The organism is Amycolatopsis sp. cmx-8-4 (assembly GCF_046548675.1).
Classification (GTDB): domain Bacteria; phylum Actinomycetota; class Actinomycetes; order Mycobacteriales; family Pseudonocardiaceae; genus Amycolatopsis.
The window spans coordinates 210,155-223,067 of the sequence record NZ_JAEBDZ010000012.1; the positions used below are offsets into that span (position 1 = coordinate 210,155).

A 12,913-nucleotide genomic window follows, 5' to 3' on the forward strand; every position below is an offset into this window, starting at 1 on the left:
GGGACTACTTGCTGACGGTCACGCTGAAGAGGTCGAGCTCGCGGAACTGGGTGGGCTGGACGTCGTGGAGGCGGGTCGACCAGGCCGCGGTGCCGGACTGCCACCAGATCGGGATGGTCGGCATGTCCTGCAGGACGAGCTTTTCGGCCTGCTGGTACAGCGCCTGGCCCTGCTGCTGCGACGGCGCGGCGTCGGCCTGCTTGAGCAGCTCGTCGACCTTCGGGTTCGAGTACTGGCCGACGTTCGAGGCGGCACCGGTGCGGAACAGCGGGTTGAGGAAGTTCTCGATCGACGGGTAGTCCGCGACCCACGCCGAGCGGTAGATGCCGGTGACGGTCCGGTCGTTCAGCTGCTTGCGGAAGTCGCCGAGGGTGGTCTGCGGGGTGAACTTGCAGGCTCGGCCCAGCGAAGCCTGGATCTGCTTGCAGATGACCTCCATCCACTCCTGGTTGCCGGAGTCGATGTTGGACGTCAGCTCGATGTCACCCTGGAACCCGGAGGCGTCGAACAGCTGCTTGGCCTTCTGCGGCTCGTAGGTGCACAGCTCGCCGCACTGGTTGTCCAGGTGGCCCTGGACGTTCGGGGCGACCAGGCCGTCGGCCGGGGTGCGGCCGCCGTTGAAGACCTGCTGGATCAGGGTCTTCCGGTCGATGGCCATGGAGATCGCCTGGCGGAACTGCGGGCTGGCGTAGCGCTTGTCGAACAGCGGGAACGCGATGGCCTGGTAGCCGAGGTAGGTGTAGGTCTTGCGCCGGTTGTCGGGCAGGTCCTTCTTGATCTTGCCGCCCTGGGTGGAGGTCCACGGCGTGAACGACAGGAAGTCGAGCTTGTTGGCCAGGACGTCGGCGTAGGCCTTGTCGAGGTCGGTGTAGAAGCGGAAGTCGATGCCGCCGATGTTCACCTTCTGCGTGCCGGCGAAGCCGTCGAACCGCTTGACGACGAGGTCCTTGCCCGGCGTGTACGACTCGAACTTGAAAGGCCCGTCACCGATCGGGTGGGCTTCGAAACCCTTGCGGTCGGCGAAGAAGCTCGCGGGCAGCGGGAAGAACGCCGCGTAGCCGAGCTGGACGCCGAACTCCGAGAACGGCGCGTCGAGGGCGACGGTGAACGTGCTGTCGTCGACCAGCTTCAGGCCCGAAAGCTCCTTGCTCGCCGGCAGGGTCGCCGGCTGCTTGCCGTCCGTGGTGGCGTTGTTGACCTGCGCGAAGCCCTGGACGTGGGAGAAGTAGCTGGCGCCGGCCATCAGGTTCGGCGAATAGGCGGTGTAGTTCCACGCGTCGACGAAGCTCTTCGCGGTGACGGGGGTGCCGTCGTGGAACGTCCAGCCGGACTTGAGCTTGATCGTCCAGGTCTTCGAGTCGGTCGTGCTGATCGAGTCGGCCACGGCGTTGTGCGGGGCGGCCGTTTTGGCGTCGTACTCGATGAGGCCGCGGAACAGCGTGCCCAGCACGCTGATCCCGCCGACCTCGGTGGTGTTGCCGGGCACGAGCGGATCGGCCGGCTCGGTCTCGCTGTAGCTGACGACCGCGTCGCGGTCGATGTTCGCGGCGGCGGCCGCGGGAGCGGCGGCCCCGTCGGGGGTGGGTTCGGTGGTGCCGCCCGGGGTGGTGCACGCGGTGAGCGTGACCGCCAGGGCGGCGGCCGCGCACACGGCGGCCTTGAGCTTGCGCATCGGTTTCTTCCTTAGGTGGAGGGCGGTTCGGGGTGGGTCAGCGCCGGCTGGAGGTGATCCCGAGGGCCAGCGGGAAGGCGGGCCGGCCGCCGAGCAGGTGGGCCCCGGCGGTCTGCAGGATCCGGTCCTGCGCCACGATGTGCTGGCACATCGTGGTGGTGTCGCGCAGCCAGCGGTCCAGCGGCGAAGGCCGGTAGATCGCGCTGGTCTGCACCAGGTCGTAGAGCCGGGTGACGATCGAGCGGGCGGTGCGGAACGCGTGCCGCCGCGACAGCGGGAGCGCGGCGCGCTCGGACGGCGTGAGGTCGTCCAGGGTGCCGCCCGCGGACAGGACTTCGTGCTGGCGGCGAAGGGCGCCGTAGACGCCTTCGCGAGTGGCGTTGAAGTCGGCTTCGCAGTCGGCCAGGGTGACCTGCGTGCGGTAGTCCTCCGCGCGGCCGGCGGCGACGGAGAGGTCCCGGGTGTGGTCCAGCGCGGCCCGGGCGACCCCGAGCGCGACGCCCGGCATGTTCCGCATGTGCACCTCGGGCTGGGCCAGCGGGCCCGTCCCGCTGCGGACGTCGGAGAAGACGAGCGTGTGCTCGGCGGGCACGAACACGTCGGTGATCGTGTAGTCGCAGCTGCCGCTGCCCGCGAGACCGGTGGTGTGCCAGGTGTCGAGGACCTCGACGTGCGCCTTCGGCACCATGAGCAGGATCGAGTCGTGCGGGGCCCCGTCGGCGCCGGGCTCGGGTGCGCCGTCGCGGTAGAGGAAGGCGCCCGAGACGACCCAGTCGGCGTGCGTGACGCCGCTGCCGAACTGCCAGCGGCCGGTGAGGCGGTAGCCGCCGGGGACGATCTCCGCGCGGCCGTTGGGGAACAGCAGGCCGGCGGTCACCACGTCCGGGCTGGGGAACATCTCGTCGGCGACGGCGCGGTCGAGGAAGGACGCGTAGAGACCGGTGTCGGACCCGATCATCGCGCACCACCCGGTGCCGGCGTCACCGTAGGCGATGGCCTCGATCACCGCGGTCTGCTCGGCCGAGGTCAGCTCGGGGCCGCCGCGGTCCTTGGCGAACCCCATCCGGAAGACGCCGGTGGCGCGCAGCAGTTCCACGACGTCGGCGGGCAGCCGCCGGGCCCGCTCGATCTCCTCGGCGCGCTCCCGGAGCTCCGGCGCCAGTGCCTGGGCACGGGCGAGGACCTCCGCGGCGGTATCGGGCGGCCTGACGTCACCTTCGGGCACGGACAGCGGCTCGGCAACGGTCATCTCATCACTTCCTCGGGGCTCCAACTGCTGGTCGCGGACTCGGTCCGGCCGCGTTGGAAGTGATTCAAGGCTTCCGTTTAATTGATGGAAACCATTGGCCACCAAGGAAAATCAATAAGGTGTGATTTGAGGTCGACGAGTGGGTAACGACGGCGGGCCGCGAAGAGACCCGGAGGTCTCGTCGCGGCCCGCCGGCCGGCCGGCCGAACTCAGCCGGTGACGGCGCTGTTCACGGCGCCGAAGTCGAGGCCGCCCTCGAGCGCGCTGTAGGTACCGTGCCCGAGCAGTTCCACCGCGGCGTTGCGGGCGACGGCGTAGGCCGCCTGGGCGATCGCGGTGCCGACGCTGATCCGGCGGACGCCGACGGCTTCCAGCTCCGCGACGGTCGGGGCGCCCGGCCACACCATCACGTTCACCGGCAGCGGGCTCTCCTTCACCAGGACGGCCAGCACCTCCAGGTCGACCAGGCCCGGCACGAACAGGCTGTCGGCGCCGGCCGCGGCGTAGGCGCCCGCCCGGGTCAGGACGTCGTCGAGGCGTCCCTCGGCTTCGCCGATGCCGAAGAGGTAGACGTCGGTGCGGATGTTGATCCACAGCTCGGGCAGCCCGGCCGCGGTCGCCGCGTCGCGGGCCGCGCGGACCCGCCCGACCTGGGCGGGGACGTCGAACAGCGGCCCGCCGGGCGCGGTCGAGTCCTCCAGGTTGATCCCGACGGCGCCGGCCTCGACGATCGCGCGCACGGTCGCGGCGACGTCGTCGTCGGACGGGCCGTAGCCGCCTTCGATGTCGGCCGTCACCGGGACGTCGACGACCTGCACGATCCGGGCGACCAGGGCGGCCATCTCGGCGCGCGTCAGGCCGTGCCCGTCGGGCCGGCCCGCCGACCAGGCGACCCCGCCGCTGGTGGTGGCGATCGCCGGGGCCCCTGCCTGCGCGATGAGGGCCGCGCTGGCGGCGTCCCAGGCGTTCGGCAGCACCAGCGTGCGGTCGTGGTGCAGGGCACGCAGTGTTTCGGCGAGCCCTCGCTGGACGCTGTCCATGGACATTCTCCTCGTTCCTTCGGTTACTTCGGTGGGTCTGCCGCGGCTCTCGTGAGTGTTCAGGGCGGTTCTAACCGCCCTGAACACTCACGAGACGCACGGTGAGGTCAGGCCGCCAGCGTGGGGACGCCGGCGGCGACGAGGTGGGTCGCGGCGAACGCGCGCCACGGGTGCCAGGCCTTCGCCAGGCCCTCGCTGTCGTCGAGGACGCCGTTCGCCAGCAGCGTCGTGCAGATCGTCCGGTCGGCGGCGGGGAACGCGTCGGCGTAGCCCAGCCGCAGCGCGATCTGCTGGGCGGCGCACTCCCCCACCCCCGGCACGGCCGTCAGCGCGGCGGTGAACTCGGCCAGGCTCGTGCCGCCGTCGAGCATGGACTCGTCGGCGGCGACCGCGGCGGCGAACCCGCGCACCGTCTTGGCGGTGGCCGCGGGCAGCACGCCAGTCAGGTCCGCGTGCGCGAGCGTCTCGGCCGAGGGGAAGAGGTGGGTCAGCCCGTCCTCCAGGCCGGGGACCGCGGTGCCGGCCGCCTCGACCAGCGCGGCCAGCTGCCGCCGGACCAGCGGCCGGGCGCTGCGCCGACTCAGCACCGCCTCCACCCCGATCTCGAAGAACCCCCAGGCCCCGGGGACGCGGAGGCCGGGACGCGCGCGCAGCAGCGGGGCCAGCACCAGGTCGTCGCGCAGCGCGGCCTCGGCCGGGGCGGTGTCGGCGTCGACGCCGAACATCCGCCCGACGCGGTCGACGACGTGGATGAGGCCCTCCCAGAACGGCATGTGCGCGATCAGCAGCAGGTGGTCGTCACCGCCGCGGCGCACCTCGATGACGCCCGCCTCGCCGTCGATGCTGATCGTGCGCCGGTAGACGCCGTCGAGCACCGACTCGACGCCCGGGACCGCGCGCTCGCCGAAGAACGTGCTCAGCGCCTCCCAGTCCAGGGGCGGCGCGAACGGCAGCCGCATGGCCAGGCCGCCGTCCGCGGCGAGCCGGTCGGCGCGCCGGCGCCGGTTGCGCAGCTCGACCGGGGACGCGCGGAAGACCAGCTTCATGTCCCGGTTGAACTGGCGTAGGCTGCCGAACCCGGAGGCGAAGGCCACGTCGGCGACCGTCAGGTCGGAGTCGTCGAGCAGGCGGCGGGCGAAGTGCGCCCGCCGGGAGCGGGCGAGCTGGTCGGGCGTCACGCCGAGGTGGTCGTGGAAGAGCCGGCGCAGGTGCCGCGGGGACACCGCCAGGCGCTCGCCCAGCGCCGCCTCCGTCCCGGTGTCCAGCGCGCCGGCGATGATCAGCTGGACCGCGCGGCAGACGAGCTCCGGCGCCTCGGCGCCGACCGGGCCCGCTACCCGGTAGGGGCGGCAGCGCAGGCACGCGCGGAACCCCGCGGCCTCGGCCTCGGCCGCCAGCTCGAACGTCTTCACGTTCTCCGCGAGCGGCTTCGCGCCGCAGCCCGGGCGGCAGTAGATGCCGGTGGTGACCACGGCCGAAAAAGTCGTCATGACACAGGTGTAGTGGATCCGCGCGCGCGAAGCCAGCCACATCCGGACACGCGCCCGGGGGCGTACCCGGGCCGCGGCGATCGTGTCCGGATCTGACCAGACTCCGCCGCTCGCGCCCGGCAGAGTCCTCCCCAACGGCGGCGCGCCGGACGCGCACCGCACTGAAGAGAGGCGTTCCGAATGCTGGCGAAGGTGTTCCCCATCCCCCTCAAGCCGGGCAAACAGGAAGAAGCGGAGAAGCTCGTGCTCGAGTTCGCGCCGCTGGGTCCCGGGCAGGAGGACGGCACCCTGTCCTTCCGCGTGTACCGCGACCCCGCCAAGCAGGACTACCTGCTGTTCGTCGAACACTTCGCGGACCAGGCGGCCTACGACGCCCACACCGGGTCGGCCGCCTACCAGAAGCTGATCGCCGGCCAGTTCGCCGACCTGATCCTGGAGTTCGTCGAAATCGATCACGAGCAGATCGTCGCGCTCTGATTTTCGCGCACCGGCCGGATGCAGCAACCGCTGCGTCCGGCCGGACGCTTGTGCGGTGAATTGTGCGACGAACAGGTCACGCTCCGAACTCCTCGCGCGGTGGATCACCCCCGAGTTGATTTTCCGGCCGAAACAACCCTGCCGGTCAACTCGCGCGAAGGCTCCAATGTGTACGTCGCATCTCGGCACGATGCCGATTGCGGTCCGGCGCACACGTTCGCGAGCCACCTGGAGGCACCACCGTGACCCCGATCACCGACAAACCCACTGGCGTACTGGCCGTCCTGCGCCGGACTCCGACGCCGGTGCGGTACCTGCTCGGCGGCGTGCTCGTCAACCAGCTCGGCGCGTTCGTCCAGACATTCATGGTGCTGTACCTGGTTTTCCGCGGCTTCTCCGCGGGCCAGGCCGGCCTCGCCATCGCCGCGTACAGCATCGGTTCGGTCCTCGGCGGGCTGGCCGGCGGGGAGCTGGTGCACCGCATCGGCCCGCGCGCCACCATCTTCGCCGCGATGCTCGGCTCGGCCGCGGTCCTCGCCGTCGTTCCCCTGTTCGCCAGCCCCGGGATGTTCGTGGCGCTGCTCGTCGCGCTGCTGCTCGCCGGCCTCGCGACCCAGAGCTACCGGCCCGCGGCGGCGGTCCTGCTGAGCGAGCTGATGCCCGCAGACGATCGGGTGATGGGCTTCTCGATGATGCGCACCGCCCTCAACCTCGGCGCGTCGCTCAGCCCGTTGATCGCCGCCGGGCTGATCCTGCTGGACTGGAACCTGCTGTTGTGGTTCGACTCGGCCACCGCGGTGCTCTACGCGTTCCTGGCGATCCGGCTGCTGCCCGACCACCGCGTCGAGCGCGAGGCACCGGCGGAGCGGGCCGATACCGGCACCCGGGCGGCGTACGCGACCTTGGTGCGGGACGGGCGCTTCTGGTTCTTCCTGGCCTCCGTGCTGATCGGTTCGGTCGTCTACGTCCAGTACACCGTCGCGCTGCCGCTCAAGATCACCGCCGAAGGCCACCCGACGTGGCTCTACAGCGTCGTGCTCGTGACCGCGTCCGCCGTGCTCATCCTGTGCGAGCTGAAGATCACCTCCTTCGTCACCCGCTGGCCGGGCCGCGTCGCCGCCACGGCCGGGACGGCGCTGATGGGGCTCGGGGTCGCCGGATTCGGCCTCAGCGGCGGTTCGGCCGTCGCGCTCATCGTGTGCACTGTGGTATTCGTCTTCGGCATCATGATCAACGGCCCGACGATGTTCGCCTACCCGTCGTCCTTCCCGTCGTCGGTGAAGGCGCGCTACATCAGTGCGCACCAAGCGACGTTCGGTCTCGGGATGGCACTCGGCCCCCTGTTCGGCGTCGCCACGTGGGTCGCGCTGGGCAACGGGGTCTGGTGGCTGTGCGGCGCGCTCGGCCTGGTGGCGGCGGTGTGCGCCCTGCTCGGGATGACCACTCCCCGCGCTCGCACCGCCACAGCTTGACATCGCAGCAGCTCCGGTCGCCCGCGCCGAGCGGGCGGCCGTCGAGTTTTCGCACTTTCCCCGCATCCGAGGTGAAAAATCACCGGAATGCGTAAGAAAATTAAGAACATAATACCCGATCGGGCCAATGACACCGCCCATGCAGCGGAAGAGATACCACCCGCCGTCCGCGACGCTGAGCGAGCAAGGGGAAGGGGACTTCACGTGGGCAGACCCGAAAAGCCCGTCAACACCTCCGGCGGTGTCGCCACCCAGTTCGCCCGGGAACTACGGCAGCTGCGAGCGAGAGCCGGGAACCCGACATACCGGGAAATGGCCAGGTCGGCGATGTTCTCGTCGTCCGTGCTGTCGAGCGCGGCGAGCGGCAACCGGATGCCGTCGCTGCAGGTGACCCTGGCCTTCGTCGCGGCGTGCGGCGGCGACGAGGAGGCCTGGCGGCGGCACTGGCACGTCGCCACGGCCGGCTATAGGCAGCCCTCGTTCGGGGGGCGCACCAGAAGACCGGCGATCTTTCAGCGACGCGGTGGGGTTCCGTCGCACCCGGCACAATTACCACAGCGGCCCCGGGGGTTCATCGGCCGCACGACCGAACTGGCGTGGCTGCGCTCCCCCGCCGACACGCCCATGGTGATCAGCGGCCCGGCCGGTGTCGGTAAAAGTGACCTCGCGTTGTACTACGCCCATTCGGTCGCAGCGGACCTGCCCGACGGGCAGCTCTACGCCGACCTCGGCGGCCTGCGCCACGGCCTGGCCGGCCCGTCGGCCGCGCCGGAGGCCGGTGACATCCTCGACGGTTTCCTGCGTGCGCTCGGCGTCGAGGACCTCTCCGGCAGCTTCGACCAGCGCGCCGGCGTCTACCGAACCCTCTTGGCCGACCGCCGGCTCCTGGTGCTGCTGGACAACGTCCAGGACGAGCAGCAGGTGCGCCCGCTGCTCGCCGAAACCCGGACGAGCACCACGTTGCTGGTCAGCCGCAAGCGGCTGCTGGGCCTGCGGCACGTCGACCGGCTGCAGCTGAGCCCGTTGTCCCGCGGCGATTCGATCGCGATGATCACCGCCGCGCTGCCGCACCTCGCCGTCATCGCCGGGCCGGACTGCGCACGGCTCGCCGAGCTGTGCGGGGACCTGCCGCTCGCGCTCGACCTGGCCATCCGCAAGATCGCCTCGCGGCCGCACCTGACCCTGCGCCGCGTCGTCGAAGAGTGGCGCCTGAACGACAACACCGTCGACTGGCTGAGCGTCGGGGACCTGTCCATGCGGTACTCCCTGGAGTCCGCCTACCGCACGCTCAGCCCGCCCGCCCGTGAACTGCTGCACCAGCTCGCCCGGACCCCGGCCGGCACGCCGGGGTCCCTGCCTCCGGGCGAAGACGAGCTGGCCGAGGAGATCGCCGACGCCGGCCTGCTCACCCACGCCGACCCGTACCTCGACGGCCGCGCGCTGCCGCAGCCCATGCGCGCCTTCGTGCTCAGCACGATCGAGCAGGAGCACGGACACGAATACCGGGCCATGGCGGGGCCCGTGTCCGCCTGACGCGCCACCGGGACGGCCCGGCAACGGCGCCCGCCGTCCCGTGACGCCTCTTTCGCCTCGATTCCGGGCCGTCCATCCGGGTGCGGTCTTTCGTCGTACCCGTACCACTTTGTCCCCTCCCGTGCGTCCTGGGGAAGAGCCGATTGATTGTCCTTTCCGGACAAGGCTCCCAGCCAAGTCCGACATGGCCTGTAATCAGCAGGGAACCGGCGTGCTTTTCGCACGCCGACGCCGGCGGCACCTCGTACCGGCCCGGCCCCTTCACGGCCTCGCAGGGCCGTTTTCCGGAAGGACAGGACATGCTCGACAACGGCATCCCCGTAAGGATTCCGGAGCCCGACGGGGCCGGCCGGGCCGCCGAGCGCCACCGCCCGGCCGGCACCCCGATCCCCCCGCGTCGCGCGCCGGTGGAAGAGCTGCCGGCCAGGGTGGTGCGGCCGACCGATTTCCGACACTACAGGCCCTATCTCGCGATGGCTGCTTCGATCATGCTGCTCGTCGGCGCGATCTGGGTTTCCTCGGTGGCGCACCCGAACGCGGCGTGGCACACCATCGCGTTGTTCGCCCACCTCGCGTCCCTCGTCCTGGGTCTCGGCGCGGTTCTGGTCGCCGACTACTTCTTCGCGTTGTGGGTGCTCGGCCGCTCGACGTTCGCCGAAGCCGTCCGCAGCACGTCCCGGCTGCACCTGTTGGTGTGGGCCGGGTTGACGGGCCTGGTCGGCAGCGGCGCGCTGCTCGAACCGAACCTGCACGCGGCCGCCACGGTGGTGAAACTGGCGCTGGTGGCCGTGCTAACCGTCAACGGCGTCCAGATCATGGAGCTGGGCAAGCGGATGGCCGTCGTGGCCGGTCCCGTTCCCCGGCGCCTGCTGGTGCGCGGCGGCCTCACCACGGCGATCTCGCAGCTGTGCTGGTGGGGCGCCGTCGTGATCGGGTTCCTGAACGCCAACCGCTGATTTCCCCTGCCGTTCCCGCGCCCGGCGCGGTCAATCGACCAAGATCGGGAACCTTCACGTGCTTTCACCCATCGTCGCCGCCGACGCGGCGAAGCTGTCCGGATCTGGCCAGACCGCCGGCCGCGCTCCCGGGCAATCTGATGACCTCGGGCCGGAGATCGGAAACCCGGCCGGGGAAAGAATCGAAGGGAGATGTGATGATCACCAAACTGGTGCGCGCGGTGTCCTCGGCGATGCGGCCGGCGACCTCGGCCACGACGATCGCCCAGCGCCTCGACGCGGCTCGGGCGCGGCACCTCATGACGATCGAGCTGTTCCGCCTCCGCGGCCTGGGCTGACCCGGTCCGCTCGATTCGCCGGGCCAAGCCGGCCGCCTTCGGACGTCCACCGTCGTACGTCCGGACGCGGCAAACCCGCGGTACAGCACCGATCCGGCCGGGCGCCCCCACTCGAGGGCGCCCCGCCAGCCCGTACCGCCCGCCCGACGAAACGAGTGACCATGACCAGCACCGTCCCGCGTGTCTCCCCGGCCACCACCGAGGAAACCCCGGTCTCCCAACGCAGGTTGCTGATGTGCGCCGCGGACTACTTCCGGATCGACTACGAGATCAACCCGTACATGCACGTCGGCGTCCAGCCCGACGTCGCGGCCGCGGTCGCCGAGCACGACCGCATCGTCGCGGCGCACCTGGCCGCCGGCCGCAAGGTGGAGTTCGTCGACGCCGACCCCGGCTGCCCCGACATGACCTACACGGCCAACGCGGCGGTCGTCCGCGGCGACCGCGCGGTGCTGGCCACGCTCCCGCCGGAGCGGGCCGCGGAAACGCCGCACCACCGGGCCTGGCTGGAGGAAAACGGCTTCGACGTCGCGGAGACGCCGTACGCCTTCAGCGGCCAGGGTGACGCGCTGGCCTGCGGCGACCTGCTGCTCAGCGCCCACGGCCAGCGCACGGACTTCCGCGCGCTCGACACGCTGTCGCGACACCTCGGCTACGAGGTCGTCGCCCTCCAGACGACGAGCCCGCAGTGGTACGACCTGGACCTGGCGGTCGCGGTGATCCACCCCGGCCGCGTGCTGGCGTACAACCCGCAGGCGCTGGACGCGCCGAGCCTGCGCACGCTGCGCGGGCTCGGCATGGACCTGATCGAGGTGACCCCGGACGAGGCGGCGGCGTTCGCGCTGAACCTGATCAGCGACGGCCGCACGGTGACCATGACGAGCGGCGCGCCCCGTCTGGCCGCCGACCTGCGGTCCCTGGGCCTGACGGTGGTCCAGCTGGACACCACGGAGCTGCGCAAGGGCGGCGGCGGCATCCGCTGCACGGCCCTGACGCTGGACAACCCGGCCTGACGTCTCGTGCCTGGCGAGCCCCGCGCTCGCCAGGCACGCCGTCGTCGCTCGCGCAGGTGCCCGAAACTCGACCGAAACTCTTTGCCCGGCTACGGCGCCGCGTGCTCTCCTGATCGCGGACAGTGAACATCCACGATTTTCGTCCAGGTCACCGACGACTTGGTTCCCAGGCCCGGAAAGCGCCGGCGGGGACTCGACCCCGAGGTGGACAGCTCCTGGGCGGGAGCCCGGAAGGAGATCTCGGATGGCAGGAAGTTCGTCAGGCCTGCGCGGCAACCGGTGGTGGCGGTCCTCGGTCGGCCGAGTACTGGCCGGAGTCACCACCGTGACCGCCGTGGCCGCTGTACTGGTGGCCGCTCCGGGCGCCGACGCCGCGGCCGGCACCCTGGGCGCCGCGGCCGCGCAGTCCGGCCGCTACTTCGGCACGGCGATCGCCGCCGGCAAGCTGAGCAACTCGGCCTACACCACGCTCGCGGCACGCGAGTTCACCATGGTCACGCCGGAGAACGAGATGAAGCCGGACGCGACCGAGCCGAACCAGAACCAGTTCACCTTCTCGGCGGGCGACCAGGTCTACAACTGGGCGATCAGCCACGGCGCCCAGGTCCGCGGGCACACCCTCGCCTGGCACGCGCAGCAGCCGGGCTGGATGCAGAGCATGGGCGGCAGTTCGCTCCGCAACGCGATGATCAACCACATCCAGAAGGTGATGGCCCACTACCAAGGGAAACTCGCGTACTGGGACGTCGTCAACGAGGCCTTCAACGAAGACGGCAGCCGCCGCTCGTCGAACCTGCAGAGCACCGGCAACGACTGGATCGAGGTCGCGTTCAAGACCGCCCGCGCGGCCGACCCGTCGACCAAGCTCTGTTACAACGACTACAACATCGACAACTGGAGCTACGCCAAGACCCAGGGCGTCTACAACATGGTGCGGGACTTCAAGTCCCGCGGCGTGCCGATCGACTGCGTCGGCCTGCAGGCCCACTTCACCGGCGGCAGCTCGGTTCCGGGCAACCTCCAGACCACGATCTCCAGCTTCGCGGCGCTCGGCGTCGACGTGGCGCTGACGGAGGTCGACGTCACGAACGCGTCGACGTCGCAGTACGCGGCGCTGACCCAGGCGTGCGTGAACGTCGCGCGCTGCGTCGGCATCACCGTGTGGGGCGTGCGTGACAGCGACTCCTGGCGCTCCGGCGAGAGCCCGCTCCTGTTCGACGGCAACGGCAACAAGAAGGCCGCCTACAACTCGGTGCTGAACGTCCTCAACTCCGGAGGCACGACCACCACCCCGACCACGACCCCGACGGGCACCACCACACCGACCACCCCGACCACGACACCGGGCGGGGGCAGCTGCACCGCTTCGCTGTCGGCCGGCCAGTCCTGGAGCGACCGGTACAACCTCAACGTCTCGGTCAGCGGCTCCAGCTCGTGGACGGTCACCATGACGGTGCCGAGCCCCGCGAAGATCATCGCCACCTGGAACGTCAACGCCACCTGGCCCAGCAGTCAGGTCATGGTCGCGACACCCAACGGCAGCGGCAACAACTTCGGGGTGACCATCCAGCACAACGGGAACCGGAACTGGCCGAGCGTCAGCTGCAGCACCTCCTGAGGGGGTGGTGGGTGACTCGTCCGCGAAGGCAGGACTTCGCGGACGAGTCATTCGC

Annotated in this window: 11 protein-coding genes; 7 read left to right on the forward strand and 4 right to left on the reverse strand. The window is 70.8% G+C overall.

From position 1 onward, the window contains the following. Positions 1 to 4 precede the first annotated feature (4 nt). From ACLJQZ_RS25985 to ACLJQZ_RS26000, 4 genes are all read right to left on the reverse strand, one after another. Positions 5 to 1,672: an ABC transporter substrate-binding protein gene (locus tag ACLJQZ_RS25985; protein WP_410622473.1), complete on the reverse strand. Its 1,668-nt coding sequence runs from the start codon at positions 1,670 to 1,672 to the stop codon at positions 5 to 7. Between the two features lie 37 nt (positions 1,673 to 1,709). Further along, positions 1,710 to 2,921: an acyl-CoA dehydrogenase family protein gene (locus ACLJQZ_RS25990; RefSeq protein WP_410622474.1), complete on the reverse strand. Its 1,212-nt coding sequence runs from the start codon at positions 2,919 to 2,921 to the stop codon at positions 1,710 to 1,712. 209 nt (positions 2,922 to 3,130) lie between these two features. Then, positions 3,131 to 3,961 (reverse strand): isocitrate lyase/phosphoenolpyruvate mutase family protein, encoded by an 831-nt coding sequence (locus ACLJQZ_RS25995; protein ID WP_410622475.1) that lies wholly within the window; start codon positions 3,959 to 3,961, stop codon positions 3,131 to 3,133. Positions 3,962 to 4,068: 107 nt separating this feature from the next. After that, positions 4,069 to 5,451: an AlkA N-terminal domain-containing protein gene (locus ACLJQZ_RS26000; RefSeq protein ID WP_410622476.1), complete on the reverse strand. Its 1,383-nt coding sequence runs from the start codon at positions 5,449 to 5,451 to the stop codon at positions 4,069 to 4,071. Between the two features lie 180 nt (positions 5,452 to 5,631). Here ACLJQZ_RS26000 and ACLJQZ_RS26005 point away from each other — a divergent pair, with 180 nt between their 5' ends. The 7 genes from ACLJQZ_RS26005 (at position 5,632) to ACLJQZ_RS26035 (ending at position 12,858) form a co-directional block, all read left to right on the forward strand. Continuing rightward, on the forward strand, positions 5,632 to 5,928 hold the full coding sequence (locus tag ACLJQZ_RS26005) for a putative quinol monooxygenase (RefSeq protein WP_410622477.1): 297 nt from the start codon (positions 5,632 to 5,634) through the stop codon (positions 5,926 to 5,928). Between the two features lie 242 nt (positions 5,929 to 6,170). Then, positions 6,171 to 7,400, forward strand: a complete 1,230-nt coding sequence (locus ACLJQZ_RS26010) for an MFS transporter (RefSeq protein ID WP_410622478.1) — start codon at positions 6,171 to 6,173, stop codon at positions 7,398 to 7,400. A gap of 204 nt (positions 7,401 to 7,604) precedes the next feature. Beyond that, on the forward strand, positions 7,605 to 8,933 hold the full coding sequence (locus tag ACLJQZ_RS26015; RefSeq protein WP_410622479.1) for a helix-turn-helix domain-containing protein: 1,329 nt from the start codon (positions 7,605 to 7,607) through the stop codon (positions 8,931 to 8,933). Between the two features lie 473 nt (positions 8,934 to 9,406). Next, positions 9,407 to 9,889 (forward strand): hypothetical protein, encoded by a 483-nt coding sequence (locus ACLJQZ_RS26020; protein ID WP_410622480.1) that lies wholly within the window; start codon positions 9,407 to 9,409, stop codon positions 9,887 to 9,889. Between the two features lie 197 nt (positions 9,890 to 10,086). Beyond that, positions 10,087 to 10,227 (forward strand): hypothetical protein, encoded by a 141-nt coding sequence (locus ACLJQZ_RS26025; protein WP_410622481.1) that lies wholly within the window; start codon positions 10,087 to 10,089, stop codon positions 10,225 to 10,227. A 161-nt stretch (positions 10,228 to 10,388) separates the two neighbouring features. Next, complete coding sequence (locus ACLJQZ_RS26030) at positions 10,389 to 11,240, forward strand: dimethylarginine dimethylaminohydrolase family protein (RefSeq protein WP_410622482.1); 852 nt, start codon at positions 10,389 to 10,391, stop codon at positions 11,238 to 11,240. A 244-nt stretch (positions 11,241 to 11,484) separates the two neighbouring features. Beyond that, complete coding sequence (locus ACLJQZ_RS26035; protein WP_410622483.1) at positions 11,485 to 12,858, forward strand: endo-1,4-beta-xylanase; 1,374 nt, start codon at positions 11,485 to 11,487, stop codon at positions 12,856 to 12,858. Positions 12,859 to 12,913 lie beyond the last annotated feature (55 nt).

Bases quoted from the DNA above. Each gene is read 5' to 3' on its own strand.
- ACLJQZ_RS25985 (WP_410622473.1), bottom strand. From the start codon at position 1,672: ATGCGCAAGCTCAAGGCCGCCGTGTGCGCGGCCGCCGCCCTGGCGGTC.
- ACLJQZ_RS25990 (WP_410622474.1), bottom strand. From the start codon at position 2,921: ATGACCGTTGCCGAGCCGCTGTCCGTGCCCGAAGGTGACGTCAGGCCG.
- ACLJQZ_RS25995 (WP_410622475.1), bottom strand. From the start codon at position 3,961: ATGGACAGCGTCCAGCGAGGGCTCGCCGAAACACTGCGTGCCCTGCAC.
- ACLJQZ_RS26000 (WP_410622476.1), bottom strand. From the start codon at position 5,451: ATGACGACTTTTTCGGCCGTGGTCACCACCGGCATCTACTGCCGCCCG.
- ACLJQZ_RS26005 (WP_410622477.1), top strand. From the start codon at position 5,632: ATGCTGGCGAAGGTGTTCCCCATCCCCCTCAAGCCGGGCAAACAGGAA.
- ACLJQZ_RS26020 (WP_410622480.1), top strand. From the start codon at position 9,407: ATGGCTGCTTCGATCATGCTGCTCGTCGGCGCGATCTGGGTTTCCTCG.
- ACLJQZ_RS26025 (WP_410622481.1), top strand. From the start codon at position 10,087: ATGATCACCAAACTGGTGCGCGCGGTGTCCTCGGCGATGCGGCCGGCG.
- ACLJQZ_RS26030 (WP_410622482.1), top strand. From the start codon at position 10,389: ATGACCAGCACCGTCCCGCGTGTCTCCCCGGCCACCACCGAGGAAACC.
- ACLJQZ_RS26035 (WP_410622483.1), top strand. From the start codon at position 11,485: ATGGCAGGAAGTTCGTCAGGCCTGCGCGGCAACCGGTGGTGGCGGTCC.